Genomic DNA, 16,795 nt, shown 5'->3' on the forward strand with positions numbered 1-16,795 from the left:
GAGAGTAATTGTTTCGAACAATAGATTATGAATGAGGAAGGAGTTCCATCTCATGCCAAAAACATGGTCTGGAAAAATGGCCGGAATTGTATTAGGTGTTTTTCTTGTTCAGTTCATCGTATTCATTGTTCTAGTATTAAACAATGATGGTCTGGGTGCGATTGTGAATTTTATTAAACTATCACCAATGACCATTATTTTAGGGCTTGTCTTTGGTATTATCGGGACGAAGAAAGAAGCTGGAACAGATAAGGTTCTGCCTGTTTTAACATCTATACTTAGTGTGGTCTTTGCAGGTTTTACATGGTTCTTTTTATATGGATGGTCCTTTGGAGGATAAAGGAACTGAATAGAACGTTAGGTTCTGATGTCTCTAAGAGGATTATTCTATAAAAATATTATTGTTGATAAGTATGAATGAAAAAAGACCGTCGCGCTTAACATCCGCAACGGCCTTTTTCTATGGTTAATAATCAAGCTCAAAAACCAGCTCTTCCTCCAACTCTTTTACGGACAGAACATACGTATCGTCTTTAGATTGACTGTTCTCAGGTGTGAATTCGATCGTTCTGCCATCCTTCTTAACAAGGATTGTTCCTTCAATCCTTACATCTTGATCATTCTTAATACTGATGGATTCTTTCTTTACATTTTCGTGCTTAAATGTGTTTGGAAGTTTGATTTCCCACTTCCCTTTTTTCTCTTTTACCTTCAAAGGTTTTCCTTCATCCTGTTTGTTTTCTTTATCTTTTTCATCTTTTACTTTTTCTTTCTTCTGCTTGGACTCTGTTGTGAAAGACCAGACAGGTGAGATCGTTTCGCCTCCAAATTGATCAGAAACCTTTACATACCAGTTGTATTCTGTTTCTTCATTGAGATGTTTCCAAGAGACCTTGGCCTTATGGTCGGACTTCGCTGTTCTTGCTTTTCCGACTTCCTGATCCGTGAAGACATTGACTTCAAAATGGTCTGTTGACACCTGCTTCTCTTTCGGTTGAAGCGGGAGGTCAATGATGAATTCGTCTTTTCCTGGATAGTTGCCGGCGTCGTAATAATTGTAATCATCCAGATAAGGGGAGTACGTTTTTACATAAATTTTGTTTTCGTTCGGATTCACATGGAGCAGACGCAGATACCCTTGTCCACCTTCCGGCCCGCCTTGGTAGTCAGCAAGCATTTGATAGACTTTCCTGTCTGCTGTGCCGTCCCCGTCATCATCGATTTCGTCGATGAGTGTTTCGCTGTCGTGGTAGTGTCCACTTAATACAGCTACGACATTTTCATTTGGTTCTACGACCTGCTTATAGATATCTTCTCCGAGCGGACTGCGGTTTCCTGAAACCAAAAGATACTCATGCAAGCTTAGGAACGCCATTCGATCTGGATATTGAGCTAGAACGCTGTTCATCCAGTCCAGGTCTTCCTGTGTGACGCCCCAGCCCATGTAAAGCATTAGAAAGTCATTGCCATTTACACTGAGGAGATCGTAATGTCCACGATTGTCTTTATAAGATTCACCATAGGTGGGCTGGTTATTAAACCGGGATGCCCCAAAATATTTCGAGTACTGGGTATAATCGTTGTTCTTCTGATTAACATCGTGATTTCCTGCAAGAACACCATAAGGAAGTCCGGCACCTTCAAGCACATTCATATACTCATCGGCATAGTTCCACTGCTGATCATCATCCCATTCATCCACCAAATCTCCGGTGTGGAAGACGTAAGGGATGTTGAATGTTTCTTTGTTGGCTGCCACCCAGTCGACCATATCCTTATAAATATAAGGGTAACTTTCTGAATAATACTGGGTATCTGACATCCACACAAGGGTGTAGTCAAACGGCGTTTCTTTTGCAATTTCATCCTGAATGAGTACGTGTACTTTTCCTTCAGAGATATAGCTCATGTCCTTAAGCTGGGTGGTGAGTGAGAAATCCTGTTCTTCTGCTACTTTCCACTGCTTCAGGTCCCACTCGTTGGTAGAGAAGTTCCACACGTACATGGAAACTTTTCTTCCTGGAAGTGATTTTCCTTCCCAGTTCAGTTCCACGCGATCTGATTCCGTCAGCTCCTGCCCCACTTCCACTTCAAAGCGGTGATAAGGGAACTCTTCTGTTGATTTCGTTGTGAAATAGGCTTGATCGTTGGATGTAATCTTTTCTATATCCGTTTCTTTAAGCGGTTTGTCGCTATTGCTGCTGAGTTCTGTAGGAGGTTCTGTCGTTGAACTATTGGAGAATACCTGGATTTCCGAATCCCCCGGCTTGTATTCAGCCCCTTCAAAGTATTCAACAAGCATGTCATCAGACGTTGGATCGCTCACTTTCACAGAAAGAGAAGCGTTGGTTTTTACATTTTCCGCTCCGTCTTTTGGAGATAGTACTTCTGGTTGATACGGGTGTTCTTCAACAACGTTAAAAGTTACCTGCTCCTGCGCCTGGTTTCCGACGAGGTCTGTAGCTGTTACTTCAAAGCTGTGTTCTCCGGGAGTAAGCTTCGCTGACGATGTCTGATAGGGAAGCTCGATCGGTTCTCCATCCAGGAGAGCGGTTACCTCTGTCACGCCGGAGAATTGGTCTTCCATGTCCGCATCTATCGTAAATTCTCCTTTGTACTCCGTATTTTCATCCACGGAAGCAGTGACTACCGGCGCAGAATTATCGACAACGACCTCTGCTTGTTTTGTGTCTTCGCCATCAGATGTTTCAATGGTGTGGTTTCCTTCCTCATAAGCAGTGGTATCCCACGTGTATGTTTTTGAGATGAACGGTTCATCTGGCAGATCGAAGCTGAATTCAAGGGTGGGAATGGACGCCCCTCCATCTCCAATAGACAGCTCCTGATCCGGTTGATTGTATTTCGGATCATAAATGACCGTGCCGTCGCTCAATACCATCCGGACATTTTTCACATAAAAGTCATCCCGGTTTTCCTCAGATTCCTGATCAAAAGGGGAGACCTTCGTTCCGGACCGGATGGCGATCGTTGTTGATTCCCCGTACGGAATGTTTTCTGGTTCAACAGGGACCGTCATTGTCTGATATGTGTTGATGGTATCATCGAAAATAAGAAGGGTTTCTTCGTCCATCGTTACCCCATTCTTAAAGTACAGATTTGTTTTCTTTACATCAAAAGCGAAATAGGCAGGTTGTTCAAGTGAGCGGTACGTTTCAGACGTTACCGAACGGCCGTCAATGCTCAGGTCAATCTGATCATAATTCTCACTTGAAGACGTGGCTTTTAAGAGCGTCTCTCCTGTTAAGACTTTTTCATCCTCTACATTTAGTCGGAGGCCTGTCTGCTGTTCGTTTCCGATAATTTGGACGTTTTTCTTTTCTGTCGAGATGGAATTTGTACCGTCAGAAACTTCTAGATAATAGTCAATATTTTCTTTGCCGATCATCACAGGGGAGTAAATCGTATGATGATAAAACCCATCATCGTAGTCCTCTTGAAGGTCAACGCTTGTATATTCCTTCTGGGCATTGTTCTTGTAGTAAAGAGTGACGGTTTTTACTTCCTTGTTGTCGCTGGCGTCAAATCGCAGCTGGAGATTATCTTTTTCATTGACTTCTTTAATGTTCGTCAGATCCTCTACCTGGGGTTCTTCCTGATCTTCAGTCGTCTCTACAAGCGTTTCTGGAATCTGGTAGGTTTCTACAGCAGCAGGCGTTGCTTCTTTTACAGCGCTGCTCACCTTAACCATCTTGTTGGAGCCGTCGGTAGGAAAGGCATAGACAATACCCTTATTGGCAGATGGATCTTTTTTATTTGCCTCATCGTTGTATTCGGTCGTGACGATTTCATGTCCCGTATTTGTAGCTACGACGAGACCTCGATTGCCTGAGTTTGACATGCCGTTGGATTGAATAGTAAAGAGATTCTGCCCAACTTCTAAATCTTTCCCGTAGTTCTCGTTAAAATCACCGGCGGTTTTATCCTGGTTACCGGTGTTTTTAATCCAGAAAACAACACTTTGACCGGAAGGAATGATGACATTCTCCTGCTCTGGACTCCAAAGCAGGTCTGCAGCGGGTCCTTCCATTGGATATCGATAACGAAGCTTATAATCTTTAAAGTCGATATCTTTGGAACTGTTGTTGTACACTTCTATATACTCATAACCATCAAGTCCATTGACGTTCACTGAATCAGGAACGACTTCTGTGATTAAAAGCATCGGCATCTGCTGAGCGTCATAGTCAGCTGCTTGAACATCTACCGAATAGAGTTCTGTTTCTGCCACATTGACACTATCCGAAGCCTCAATCTTGTAAGTGAGGTTACCTGTTCTTGTATCTCTGGAAGGGATGACAGCTTCATAAACATCCGCTTTTCCTTGGACAGCTTTCATTTCAAGACGCATCCATTCCTCTGCATCTACATTTTTATAAGAGAGAGAAACGGTGTTGATTTGTTTATTATCTGTCACCTGAGCCTCAATCTTCAGGTCACTTCCACTTTTTACTGAAGCGGACGGCTCGTGGGTAATCGATGGGCCTTCGGTATCATCGGAAACCTGTACTGGTTCTGCGGGTGTTTGTCCATTCAACAGGGTCCCAGGGGTTGCTAGAGGAGCGGTTCCTGTTTTCACCATGGATGTGCCGGATACAGGATACTTGTAAGTGATGCCCTGATTTTCGGCTGTATCCTTTTCAATCGCATTGTACGTACTGACGGATAGTTCAGTCCCAAGGTCATCGGCAATAATAATGGAGCGCTGGCTGCCGTTGGCCATTCCATCAGCCTGTACGGTCGTCAATTCTTCTTTTGTCAGGTCCGTTCCGAAGTTGTCGTTGAAATCTTCAATGGTGAGATCATCATTGGCGCCATTCTTAATCCATATAATAAATGGCTGCTGGGGTTCAATGACCAAATCCTCCGTTAAATCCCATTCGAGTTGAGAAGAACTGGGATAACGGTAGAGGATTTGATAGTCTTTAAGATTTATGGGCTGGCTAGTATTGTTGTATCCTTCGATAAATTCATACCCGTCACTGCCGTCTACATTGACGGTATCCGGCGTCACTTCTGTTAGTAACAGTCTTGGCACGGATTGAGGATCAATTGAGCTTTCAATAGTTACCGCTGCTGAATAGGGAGCTGTTTTGTCTTCAGGAGATGTAACGGTGTTTGACCCATCTGTCACTTCAATATAATAATTCAGTGATTCTCCCAAAAACTGTTCGTAAGGAATTTCGGCTGAAAAGTTGATTTGGTCCTCTGATGTAAGCGGAACAGTCTGCCAGTTCAATTTCGGATGGGTCTGATAGTGTAATGTTGCAGTGATTAAGTCCTGGTCATCTTCTATTTTCGTCTGGATGGTTAAATTCTGACTGCCGTCTACGGTTGTAACTGGAGTATGCGTGATGACGGGTTCAGGGTTATCCGCAGATGGTATGGTTACCTGTTCTGCATGAATGTCACCCGGCGTAGCAGGGGAGGAGGTTTGATATGTATTCATTTCTGCTTTTCCAGACTGGATTTGAAAATGTTTGGAGAGATCCTCCGAAACTTCCTCTTGTAAATAATCGGCAGAACTAACAAGGGATTGATTGGCATCTGTAATTGTAATGCCCCGGTTCCCACCGTTCGACATTCCGGTGAATCCATCTCCACTAAACTCTAAAATCGTCACGTCATCTCTTGTAGAGGGGAAATGTTCACGGAAGGATTCGGTGGCTGCTCCCGTTTTGTTAAACCATAAAACGACCGTTTCCTTTGATTCAACCGTATAGTCGGGCACAGAAAGATTGATATTATCATAACTTCCATCCGTGTAGACATATTGGAAAGAATAATCTGCGAGATTGACCTTATTTGTAGAGGCATTATGTACTTCAAGATACTCATAATCCTCAGGCCCTTGAATATTGGGAGCTATTTCAGTCACCAGCAGGCTTTGGGTCTCATCTGCCTGTATGGCGGAATTATCACCTAATAAAGCTGCGCCTACAAGTAAACTCGTCATCACAAAACTTCCGAACATGCTCTTGTTTCTGCTCTTCATTTATATCCTCCTTTTGGAAACTCTATCCAAAGAGTAGAGGGGAAGTGTGATGGTCATGTGAAAGTATCGTAAATAGAATGTAAATATTGGATGATTTTGTAAATTGGTAGTTTGGTACTGTGAAAAAAGGAGGGGTTCAGTTTTGAAAGAAAAGGAATGGGTCGCGTCAGCCATCAAAAAAAGCCCATTCATTTTGAATGAGCTTTATTAAAGGTAGAACGGATAGAGATCGGAACGTATTTTATGCTAACTGCCGCTCATACACTACTTCTTTGGTTTCTATATCTAATGCGTCTACTTTCATATGTAACACTTGATGATCTTCATTCTTTTTAGCACCCCAAAGGCGTATGAAATTCTTGGTCTTATGATCGAGAAAGTTTACTTGAACCGTTCTCACTTCCATGTCGTCTTTTTGTTTATCCTCGATCCAGCACTCTTGAAAGACCATCGTTTCTTTCGGCTGGCTCAAAATGTAGTCCTCCATAATTTTTTTGAACTCAGGAAAAGCGAGACCGTCATTTTCAATACAGACGCTTTGGAAGTCATGGAACTTCGTAATGTGATAATTCGCTTTGGAATCTTCGGTTGTCATTGTCTTTCCTCCTCATTAATCAGGTTTCACACACAACCCATTCCCTAAAGAAAACGACTGAAAACAACAATGGCTTTGAAAAATGCAAAGGAAATTCCACCTCTTACTTATCATAGTGAGATCTAATTGTGTAGGAACTATAGTGGCCTGAGGGAAACTTTGGTATATTGATATATGGAATTCAGGGGGGATGTAAAATATGGAAATGAATAAGCTGCAGTTTTATGAGAAGAGATATAGACCTTTATTGTTTTCATTCTTTTTAAGCTGTGCAGTAACGGCAATTTTAAATGATGGTATAGGAATTAATCCGTTCGTCAAGTGGACCGGCGTGCCAATCTTAACGATTCTGCTCACTCCCGTAGGAAGAGCCTTTTCCAGCAGTTTGGAAAACTTTTTCTGGGAAGACTTTGATTGGGAATCCCTTTGTGAAATAAGGGAAGGGAGAGTATTTAGGAAAGTCATGCAGTCGGTGTTGTTGATTTTCTTATCTTTTTTCATACACTTTGCATCGTCTTATCTATTCGTTCCTTTGCTATACGATTTTCAAATCGTCAATGTGCCGGTCATCTGGCCGATCATCGCTTCCAATACCTATCTTGTTCTTTCATTCTATAACAAATATATCTGGAGGGACTTTTCTCATCTGGAGTTAACAGAAGAGTAATGTTGTAAATTTCCATTAATTACCACAGGTGTGTGTCTTCTATTATAAAGGAATTTTTATTCGAATGAAGAAGAAGTAAATAAGGGAAAGGTGCTTCATATAATCTTACATTCACACGTAAGTGTCCAAAATTATGATTGTATTATTGGCTTCCATCTGAAATACTAACAGGGGCAGTCATAAAGTCATGATTCGATATACATAGACTGTAGAAAAGGTTCCTGATAAAGGACCCTTAATAGGAAATCGGATATTTATGAAAAGAAAGTAAAAGCTAAAAAAAATACTTTTTTAGGAGGAAGCGAAATGAATGAAAAACCGCTGCATTATGATGGAAGTGCACCATTAAGTCAGGAAGTTACTGCTCATGAGCCATTCACATTGAGTGATGAGGCAAGAAAAAACATTTCCGGAAACCCGTATTCGTACGTTCCTTTAACGGAAGAAGAATAGAACAAGGAAAAGAATCCATGACTCATGGGTTCTTTTTTTATGGTTAGACAATTGTCTTTCTGCCATTCATTTGAATTCAAGATAAATAGTAATAAGCATCGGTTTGATACAAACTATACTATCTATACTCAGAGAGGAAAGATGTTTATGTCGAAAGTATTATACATTACTGCCCACCCCCATGATGAAACAGCTTCCTACAGCATAATGGTGGGCAAGGCATTTATTGAAAGCTACAAAAAATCGAATCCACAAGATGAAGTGATCCATCTTGATTTATACAAGGAGGATATTCCTCAAATTGATGCCGACATTTTCAGTGGCTGGGGCAAACTTCAGTCGGGCGATGAACTGTCTGCAGAAGAGCAAAGAAAAGTGCACCGTTTAGGAGAGTTGAGTGATCAGTTTATCTCCGCTGATAAGTATATTTTTGTTACACCAATGTGGAACTTTTCATTCCCTCCTGTAATGAAAGCCTATATCGATTCTGTGGCTGTAGCTGGTAAAGCCTTTAGATATACAGCAGAGGGCCCTGTTGGTTTATTAACGGATAAAAAAGCGTTTCACATCCAGGCTTGCGGAGGGATTTACTCAGAGGGACCAGCCGCTGGTATGGAAATGGGAAATAGGTATTTAAAGAATGTAATGCAGTTCTTTGGAGTTCCTTCTTTTGACAGTATTTTTGTCGAAGGGCACGCAGCCATGCCTGACAAAGCAGAAGAAATTAAAGAAAAGGCGATTGCCAGAGCTGAAGATGCTGCGCAGTCATTTTAAATCACCATTGAACTTATGAAAAAGGTTTAGAGTCTGACTCTAAGCCTTTTATATGGTTTTTATGTGTGAAGAGCGAATTGGTGATATCGATAAAAATCCTGATAATACGTATGAATGGATAAAATTACTTCGTTGGATTATCCTTTTACTGAGAGGCTACAGCAATGAGGAGTGATGATGATGAAAGCCGTACAAGTTACAGGGTATGGAGATGTAGACAAGTTAGAAGTAAGAGATCTCCCTATTCCAGAACCAAAAGCAAATGAAGTGCTCATTCAGGTAAAAGCCTGTGGTATTAATAATACAGAAATATGGATGCGTGAAGGCGCCTATGGAACAGGTGGAAAGTCTGGATGGCGTCCGGAAGGCGTACAATTTCCGAGAACACCAGGATCAGACATAACAGGGACCGTGATTGAAACAGGCGGCGAAGTGGATGAAGCGATGAAAGGAAAGGATGTCGTTTTATTCCCGTTCACTTCCAGTGGTGAAGAGGGGCATGAGCATATTTCTGAAGATATGTCCTTTATTGGATCAGAATATGACGGGGGCTATGCGGAGTATGTCGTCTGGCCGGCGGATCTTTGTTTTGATATGCCTCTAAACGATTACACCGAAAGTGCTGCCTTCTCTGTCAGTGGCATGACCGCCTGGCATATGGTCGAGCAGATTCAGGCGAAACCCGGAGAAACGATTGTTGTCACTGGAGCGAACGGAGGCGTAGGATCGTTAAATATCCAGATCGCCGCCAACGTATTTGGTGCCGAAGTCATCGCCATTGTCGGTGACCTGTCCATTGAGGAGAAAATGAAGGAACTCGGGGCGACCCACGTTCTCTCCTATCGTTCAGAGAATCTCGCGGAACAAATCCTGGAAGCCAATGGGGGACCTGTTGATTCTGTTCTGGATGTCGTGGGGGATGCATTATTCTCAACTTCTCTTCAAGTTCTTAAAAAAGGCGGGAAGTTCTGCACATCCGGATCTGCCGGAGGGCAGAAAACAGAACTTGACTTCAGGACCCTGTACTTAAAGCACATTACGATGTATGGATCAGTCTTAGGTACAAGAGAAGAATTCGGAAACATGATGAAGGCGATCTCTCAAGGGAAAATTAAACCTGTCATTGATCGGACGTTCCCTCTTGTAGAAGCGAAAGAAGCGCAGCAATACTTTAAGCAGGCCGGAAAGCTGGGTAAGATTGTATTGGTGCCCGGTCATGATTCATAAGAGTCGGTAATCAAACGTTTCTTTATAAGTTAGAAAAAGAACGGACATAAAAGCCAAATCACAGAGTGATTTGGCTTCTTTTTATAGAAAGGAAGACTCGAGAAATAAGCATCCGTTCAGCATGAATGGATGAAAAGCAAGGGGTGACTTTATGAATCAACGGTTAAAAAGTGAACTTCAGGCTTTAGAGGAATCTCATATTTCTCATGCCGTACGCTCTTCCTCTAAGGAACTGGATAAAATTCTGGCTGATGACTTTTGGGAAATCGGGAGTTCCGGCAGGATTTTTAATAAGGAGTACTGTCTTAAGCAAGGCGTAGTCCTTTCAGAGATGACGCTGCATAATTATCAGATCGAACAGTTGGCTGAAGGTGTTGTACTGGCTACTTATTATATCGAGGATCGGACTCGGAACAGGAATACGTGGCGGAGCTCAATATGGAAGTGGTTGGATGAACGCTGGCAGCTTTCTTTTCATCAAGGGACCATTACAGACCAGAGTCTTGATGAACTCAAATATGAATAGAAAGATTCTACGAAACGATCGCTTGTTATAAATAGTTGATTTAGAGATAAGAACACAATTCGCTCATGGAATTGTGTTTTATAGTGCAGCTTGAAATCCACTAAGGGTAATGGATACTCGTTTATATTAGATAATAGAACTTAGTCCACGTCCAGGGAGGGGCAGGTTATGTATGGAGCGATCACAATCTTTTCTCTTACTCTAATAGCTCTTTTGGTATTCTTGTATCGGAAGCCCTTATTTTCTGACCGGAACAATATAAAAGTGATTCTAATGATCTTTGTCTTTCTCCCTATCCTGATCATTGGGATTGTCATTGCTGCTTTGTTTTGAAATAAGAAAGGTTTTTTGATAAAGGTGGATCTGCTCGCTCTAAAGGCGGTTACTTCAAAAAAGTAACCGCCTTTTTTCATGTTAGGAAGTATGTAATGCCAGGTGATGTAACATTAGTGTCTTATATAGAGAGCGTGAGGGAATGCGTATGATAGGTCGTGAAGGATTTAGGTTCACCTTGAAGGAAAGATACTCCTTCAACTAAAGGACATCATTAAAACACTTATGGCAGGAGGGCCATGAATGAAAAATATAAATTATGTCTATCTCATTTACTGGATCATTGTTATCGTCGGTTTTCTATCATTTTTAATGCCCTGGATAGAAGAGTACGGCATCATACACACGATTCTTTTTACATTTATATGCGGTCTGTTCAGCTGGGCATTTGCGATGATGATTGGGAAACGCAGTTTGATCTATATCAGTGTCCTGTTACTTCTAAGTCCTTATCTATTTTTATTTTCAATAAGTATCTTTTAACTGCGGGCTTTCTCACCCAATGGGCATTCTGGAGTCGAGTTTTGTACAAGGAAGAGGGAGGAACGGACCTTCCTATTACGGATGAGTGTCTCTACCCACATCTGCTTTATGTCCATAGATCCCTCACACTTCTTTAGGACCGAACTCCGGAGTTTCAGTCTTTGTTAATGGCATGATCATCCGGTTGACATTGAGAATCATTCTCTATATAATAAACTTGCAACTGAAATTCATTATCAATAAGATACATAAAAACAGGGGGATTATGATGTTCTTGAAAAATAAGCTTGTTTTACTATTAATCGTCATGGGACTTGTCCTTTCAGCATGTGGACAAGAAGAACAAAGTAGTGCAAATGGTGAGAGTTCTAATGAGGAAAACGCCTCTCAAGAGGAAGAAAAAGCTCAGGATTCTGAAGAAAGCACGGAAGATGAAGAAGAGAGTAAAGAAGAAAGTAAAGAAGAAAGTGAAGAGGCCAACGATCAAGAATCTGATTCTGAATTCGTAAATGCTTATCGAGATGGAAAAAACGAGCTGGCTAAAGCAGCTGAAGGTGAAGAAGTAGATTACGAGAAAGTCATCGACCTATATAATAACAACTTACAATCACTGGTAGCTAATCGTGATGGTAAGATTGATCAACAGATTTCTACCGCCCTAGAGGCTGGTAAAAATGGGGAAATGGATGGGCAGATCGTCAAACAAATTTTTGACAAGCTCACTCAAAAAGTGTTTTATCTAACGATCAAACATGAGTTCCAGGAGATCAGCGAAGGATGGGGCGATAAAGAATTAGCGGAAGAAGAAATCGCCGAGGCCAAAGAATTTTATGAAGTTCTAAAAGAAACAGTTCAAAAGCGTGATGCAGCTTATGAAACCAATATGGTTGATCAGATCGATGCTGGGTTCAATGAAATTGAAAAAGCAGTAGCTGATGATGATAAACTAGCTTTCGAATTAGGAAAGCAAGTAGTAGATAAGACAATGATGAAAGCATTCTATCTTGCTTCTGGTGCTGAGCCTCATGGCTATGCTTTCAAAGCTGCTAAAGAAGCCAAGGAAGATGCCGAGCATGCAAAAGTAGAACAAGCAGAAGGATGGGCATTCTATCAATCTGTTTCTAACTATGTTAGTGAGTATGCTCCAGAAGATGCGGCTATTATTGAAGAGAACTTCAACCTTGAGAGTGATGTAAAAGAACTGGATGCTGAAGCAGTGAACCATGCATTCGTACGCGGTCTTTCTAAAGTAGCCCTGCATGAATACGAAGAGAGTGAAGAATATTGGGGAGAAGACAAATCTGCCATTACAGCTCTTGAGGGTGCGTTGTTTATTGATATGATTGCTAGTGATATCGAGCGTATCCAAGGTGAAGAGACGTATACGACGTTGAACGAACAAGCGCAGACTTACTTGGATGCCGTTAAAGCTGATGAAAAGGATAAAGCGATGGAAGTTCTTAGTGAAATTGAAGGAACGCTTCAATCCATCATTGAGGAAGCAAAGTAAAACAGCTTGAAATAGGTTATGATAGACGTAAGAAACCTTGTTTTTCGAAACAAGGTTTTTTACTATGAACATTGATGATTGAGGTGGCAGGATTGCACATTCTAGTTACGGGCGGAGCAGGATTCATTGGAATGCATGTATGCTCCAGACTCATTAAGGAAAACCATGAGATAACAATCGTAGATAATTTCGATCCTTATTATGATCCAGCAAGGAAAAAGCAGCAGTTAGATCAAGTTAAGCAGGCAGGTCATTTTCAATTTTTTAACCTTGATTTAAAAGATGAGAACGAGTGCAGGAAAGTGTTTGAAGCCAATCAGTATGACGCAGTTATCCACTTGGCAGCATTGCCGGGGGTGGCCTATTCAGTAAAGAATCCTTTGGCGTATGTTCAATATGATATTGAAATGACAATTAATGTACTGAAGAGCGCAGGAGAAGCGGGGATATCTCATGTCATTTTTTCTTCTTCCTCCTCTGTCTATGGAAATAAAGATAAGAAGCCGTTGTCAGAAGAAATGGCTGATGGAAAAGTGGTATCTCCTTACGCTGCTTCTAAATATGGGGCAGAGTCTTTTTGTCATTCCTACCAGCATATGTATGGGTTCCAGTTATCCATCCTACGTTTTTTTACCGTTTATGGTCCCTTCGCAAGACCGGACATGGCGATCCCAAAATTCGCCGAAAAATTAGAAGATGGACTTCCCATTGAAATTTTTGGGAGAGGGACGTCCCGGGATTATACATTCATCGATGATATAGTAGATGGGGTGGAGGCGGTTCTCCATTCTAAGCACGAAAATGAAACGTTCAATATCGGTTATGGTGAGCCTGTGACAATGGAGCGGCTACTGAACAGTTTTCAAACCTTTTATCCTGACATGGAATTGATTCAAAGACCCTGGCGGACGGGAGATGTTATTACGACCTGGTCTGATATTTCCAAAGCGCAGTCTGAATTGGGCTACAGTCCCAAAGTTTCAATAGAGGAAGGTATTGAACGGATGGTTCACTGGGTTAAATCATGCCGGGTCTAAAGCGGTCTGTGCAATGGGGAGGCAGGCTGCTTGTAGGGGTGTGCTTTTTGTGGCTGTCTTATTTAGCCTTTGACTTTTCCTACATACTTATAGAATTAAAAGAACTTTTCAGTAACTTTTGGGTCATCGGTGCGATGACGGCCGCTTATTTGTCAGCATTCCTGATAAGAGCCAAAGCGTGGCAGCTTTATGTGGACAAATCGCAGCCTTTGAAGCAGTTTGTTGATGGATTGTTATATAGTCTGTTTATCAATCATTTGCTCCCAGTTAAAGCCGGGGATGTGGTCCGGGCTGGTTATCTAGTGAATTCAACGAGAATCAGCTGGAAATCTGCTATAGAATCTGTAGTGGTCATGCGCTCTCTGGATTTAATGATCCTAGGGTCCATTTCCTTAGGAGGAGTGCTTTACTTAGGCTTGTCCATTTCTTATCTTTTTTTGATTTTACTGGTGCTGGCCGGCAGCTTAGTTATGGTTCTAATTTTTTTTAAGGAAAATTGGCGGACTGTCATCATCTCACAAATCAAAAGGGTTGGATCTATTTTATTTTCTGGTCAAGGGGTTCTTCTCTTTTTTCTAATTGCAGTCAGCTGGGGGCTCGAAGCGATTATTGTTTTTGCTGTGGCCACTCAGTTCAGTTCTGCTCTGGGCTTCCTGCAGTCCCTATGGGTCAACAGTTTTACCATCGCGGGCCAGGTCTTTCACTTTTCACCTGGAGGCATTGGTACTTACGAAAGCTTTATGAGCTTTGCGCTGCGTGCTTCTGAAGTACCTATTAAGAATGCCTATACGATCGCCATTCTTACCCACGGATTTAAGTTTATTTTTTCATTTGCGGTCGGATTATATTTAATATTATCGGTTCCCATATCCTTGAAAACGATAAAGGGTTGGTTGAAAAGAAAGGAAGATTAATATGAAGCAAGCCTCCACATTTGAGGTGATTGCTGCACGATGTTGGAATTTATTAAATGAAGGGAAACCGTTCACGCCTATTTTTGTTGTCGGGACCATGCTTCTCTTTTACATACAAGAGTGGGGGGACCCATCTTTCTGGCAGGTGAGTGGAATTAGCTTTTTATTTACTCTCCCGCTGCTTGCGCTTTACTATCATTTTGACTTTCCACTCTTGTTGCGTAATTATTTATGGATACCATTTGTTGGTTATCTTATTCTGTTTGGAGATGTAAACCTCTTGCTTTTAGCGTTTGCTCTCGGACTTTATTACTTCTTCACTGTCTTTTTCTGGGGAACCTTTTATTATCACCTCAGAATTGGGACGTCATGGCTGAACTTCACCCGGTTCTGGAAACTTGTACTGAAAAACAGTGACTCCACTAGTGGAAATGCGCAGGAACAGATGCCGAAGTTTTTATTGATCCTTTCTGTCTGGCAGATGTTCATGACTAAGGTCGAAACTGGGAGTGCGGTCCAAGGGTTGGCTTACACTCTGTTTCTTCTCGGTATTTTCGCATTTAGCTGGGTGCTTCACCGTTATCTGTTCGATTGGCAGCCGGATGTTAAAGAAACACGGACGGAAGCTGTGGATCCAATTGGTATACCTAGTGATAGAGTGATCATGATTGTGATCGATGGGATGCGGAAAGAGCGTTTCCATGAAGCGGATACGCCCTTTTTGGACAAACTGAGAAAAACAGGTACTGAGTATGCTCAGATGGAAACGGTCTATCCTGCGAGAACGGTGGTTTGTTTTTCTTCCATGATGACAGGGACCTATCCGAAAGAACATGGAATTAAATCGAACATGGTTTGGAAGCTTGGCATCAAAGTAGAATCCATCTTTGACTCTCTAAGAAAAGCAGGAAAGAAAGGCCGTCTCCTCGGTGTTGCCCACTTAATTGATGCTATGGGGGATGATGTCGATTCTTATACGGCTGTCATGGACAATGACTCTGTAGATAAAGGTATTTTAGAAAATGCGAAACAAATCATGGAGAAAGAAAATCTGGACTTTTTCAATATCCAGTTAATTTCAACAGATCAGACCGGGCATAGCCGTGGAGTACTATATGATGAATACATCCAGAAAATAGAGGAAGCGGATCGATTGATAGAGGAATTTGTTTCCTGGCTGGAAGAGAAGGGATATATGGATAACACAACGTTACTCGTCTGTGCGGATCACGGTCAGGCTGACGGAATTGGCGGCCACGGCCACCTTGATGAAGGGGAACGCTATGTACCATTCTTCATGTGCGGTCCTTCCATTGAAGAAGGTAAAGTAGTGGATGATAAGCACAGCCTGATTTCTGTCGCACCAACGGTCGCCCATCTATTAGGTGTCCCTTTCCCGGATCACAGCCGTGGATCTGTCCTCACTGATGCACTTAAACAAACAAGAAAGGAACCTCACAATGAATCAGAAAGTCATCGTATTTTTACCAGCTCATAATGAAGAGGAATCAATTGCAGAAGTTATTCGTAGAATCCCGCGTCATTTTCACCCGCAGGTGGATGTCGAGATTCTTGTCATCAATGATGGGTCATCGGACCGCACGGTGGAAGCTGCACAGGAAGCTGGGGCTGATCATATTTATTCTCACTCTCAAAATAAAGGTTTAGGGGCTTCAGTACGGGAAGCCCTCGAGCAGTCCTATGAACTTGGAGCAGACATTAGTGTCATGATTGATGCGGATAATGAGTACCCTGCCTGGGAAATCCCTGAACTAATCGAGCCAATATTGGATGGCGACTATGACTATACGATGGGCTCAAGGTTTCTCGGTACGATCAAAGGGATGAGAATCCATCGTCGTTTAGGTAATTACTTCTTTACTTTCCTGCAGTCGCTTCTTCTTAGAAAGTGGATCTATGATGGACAGTCAGGTATGCGGGCGTTTTCCAGGCAGGCAGTGAAGCATGCAGAAATCATCCATGATTACAACTATGCCCAGGTACTGACATTGAACCTGGTCAGAAAAGGATTCCGGGTGAAAGAAGTACCCATTACGTATCAAGTGCGTTCGAAAGGTCAGTCATTCATTAAATTCAAATCCTATATGACTTCGGTTATCCCAGCGATTATCAAAGAAATGGCACGGCCGGTAGAAAAAGTTCAAATTGATCCACACCCGATAAAACGTGAAGAGTCTTCCACAAAAGAAGCACAATGAAAACGCATTTAATCCTTGACAATGATATTGATAATCTTTATCAT

The 16,795-nt window shown here is 42.0% G+C and carries 15 protein-coding genes; 13 read left to right on the top strand and 2 right to left on the bottom strand.

Features of this window, described 5'->3' with window-relative positions; all coding sequences use genetic code 11:
• The first annotated feature begins 52 nt into the window (after positions 1–52).
• The gene (locus tag LC036_RS02235; protein WP_226577626.1) at positions 53–340 is read left to right on the top strand and encodes a hypothetical protein; all 288 of its coding nucleotides are present in this window, start codon (positions 53–55) and stop codon (positions 338–340) included.
• Positions 341–466: 126 nt separating this feature from the next.
• On the opposite strand, the gene LC036_RS02240 is transcribed toward LC036_RS02235, so the two are convergent.
• Together LC036_RS02240 and LC036_RS02245 are read right to left on the bottom strand one after the other, a co-directional pair.
• Positions 467–6,013: a lamin tail domain-containing protein gene (locus tag LC036_RS02240; RefSeq protein WP_226577629.1), complete on the bottom strand. Its 5,547-nt coding sequence runs from the start codon at positions 6,011–6,013 to the stop codon at positions 467–469.
• A 241-nt stretch (positions 6,014–6,254) separates the two neighbouring features.
• Positions 6,255–6,608, bottom strand: a complete 354-nt coding sequence (locus LC036_RS02245; protein WP_226577633.1) for a hypothetical protein — start codon at positions 6,606–6,608, stop codon at positions 6,255–6,257.
• A gap of 199 nt (positions 6,609–6,807) precedes the next feature.
• Between LC036_RS02245 and LC036_RS02250 the strand changes: the two genes are divergently transcribed.
• The 12 genes from LC036_RS02250 (at position 6,808) to LC036_RS02305 (ending at position 16,751) form a co-directional block, all read left to right on the top strand.
• The gene (locus LC036_RS02250; protein ID WP_226577635.1) at positions 6,808–7,275 is read left to right on the top strand and encodes a hypothetical protein; all 468 of its coding nucleotides are present in this window, start codon (positions 6,808–6,810) and stop codon (positions 7,273–7,275) included.
• Positions 7,276–7,581: 306 nt separating this feature from the next.
• Positions 7,582–7,728 carry a hypothetical protein gene (locus LC036_RS02255; RefSeq protein ID WP_226577638.1) on the top strand — a complete coding sequence of 49 codons (147 nt, stop codon included), beginning with the start codon at positions 7,582–7,584 and terminating at the stop codon, positions 7,726–7,728.
• Positions 7,729–7,875: 147 nt separating this feature from the next.
• Positions 7,876–8,502 (top strand): FMN-dependent NADH-azoreductase, encoded by a 627-nt coding sequence (locus LC036_RS02260; RefSeq protein ID WP_226577641.1) that lies wholly within the window; start codon positions 7,876–7,878, stop codon positions 8,500–8,502.
• 180 nt (positions 8,503–8,682) lie between these two features.
• Positions 8,683–9,729, top strand: coding sequence for a zinc-binding dehydrogenase (locus LC036_RS02265; RefSeq protein WP_226577644.1), 1,047 nt, complete (start codon positions 8,683–8,685; stop codon positions 9,727–9,729).
• A gap of 151 nt (positions 9,730–9,880) precedes the next feature.
• Positions 9,881–10,255, top strand: a complete 375-nt coding sequence (locus LC036_RS02270; RefSeq protein WP_226577646.1) for a DUF4440 domain-containing protein — start codon at positions 9,881–9,883, stop codon at positions 10,253–10,255.
• A gap of 168 nt (positions 10,256–10,423) precedes the next feature.
• Positions 10,424–10,588 (top strand): hypothetical protein, encoded by a 165-nt coding sequence (locus LC036_RS02275; RefSeq protein ID WP_226577649.1) that lies wholly within the window; start codon positions 10,424–10,426, stop codon positions 10,586–10,588.
• A 243-nt stretch (positions 10,589–10,831) separates the two neighbouring features.
• The gene (locus tag LC036_RS02280) at positions 10,832–11,071 is read left to right on the top strand and encodes a hypothetical protein (protein ID WP_226577651.1); all 240 of its coding nucleotides are present in this window, start codon (positions 10,832–10,834) and stop codon (positions 11,069–11,071) included.
• Between the two features lie 268 nt (positions 11,072–11,339).
• Complete coding sequence (locus LC036_RS02285) at positions 11,340–12,581, top strand: Vpr/Vpx protein (RefSeq protein WP_226577655.1); 1,242 nt, start codon at positions 11,340–11,342, stop codon at positions 12,579–12,581.
• Between the two features lie 83 nt (positions 12,582–12,664).
• Positions 12,665–13,618, top strand: a complete 954-nt coding sequence (locus LC036_RS02290) for an NAD-dependent epimerase/dehydratase family protein (RefSeq protein ID WP_413229844.1) — start codon at positions 12,665–12,667, stop codon at positions 13,616–13,618.
• Positions 13,606–14,532 (top strand): lysylphosphatidylglycerol synthase transmembrane domain-containing protein, encoded by a 927-nt coding sequence (locus LC036_RS02295; protein WP_226577661.1) that lies wholly within the window; start codon positions 13,606–13,608, stop codon positions 14,530–14,532. Before LC036_RS02290 ends, LC036_RS02295 begins: the two co-directional genes overlap by 13 nt.
• Position 14,533: 1 nt before the next feature.
• The gene (locus tag LC036_RS02300; protein ID WP_226577664.1) at positions 14,534–16,030 is read left to right on the top strand and encodes an alkaline phosphatase family protein; all 1,497 of its coding nucleotides are present in this window, start codon (positions 14,534–14,536) and stop codon (positions 16,028–16,030) included.
• Positions 15,993–16,751 carry a glycosyltransferase family 2 protein gene (locus LC036_RS02305; RefSeq protein WP_226577666.1) on the top strand — a complete coding sequence of 253 codons (759 nt, stop codon included), beginning with the start codon at positions 15,993–15,995 and terminating at the stop codon, positions 16,749–16,751. Before LC036_RS02300 ends, LC036_RS02305 begins: the two co-directional genes overlap by 38 nt.
• Positions 16,752–16,795 lie beyond the last annotated feature (44 nt).

This window comes from Halobacillus litoralis (assembly GCF_020524025.1).
GTDB classification, from domain to species: Bacteria; Bacillota; Bacilli; order Bacillales; family Halobacillaceae; genus Halobacillus; species Halobacillus litoralis_D.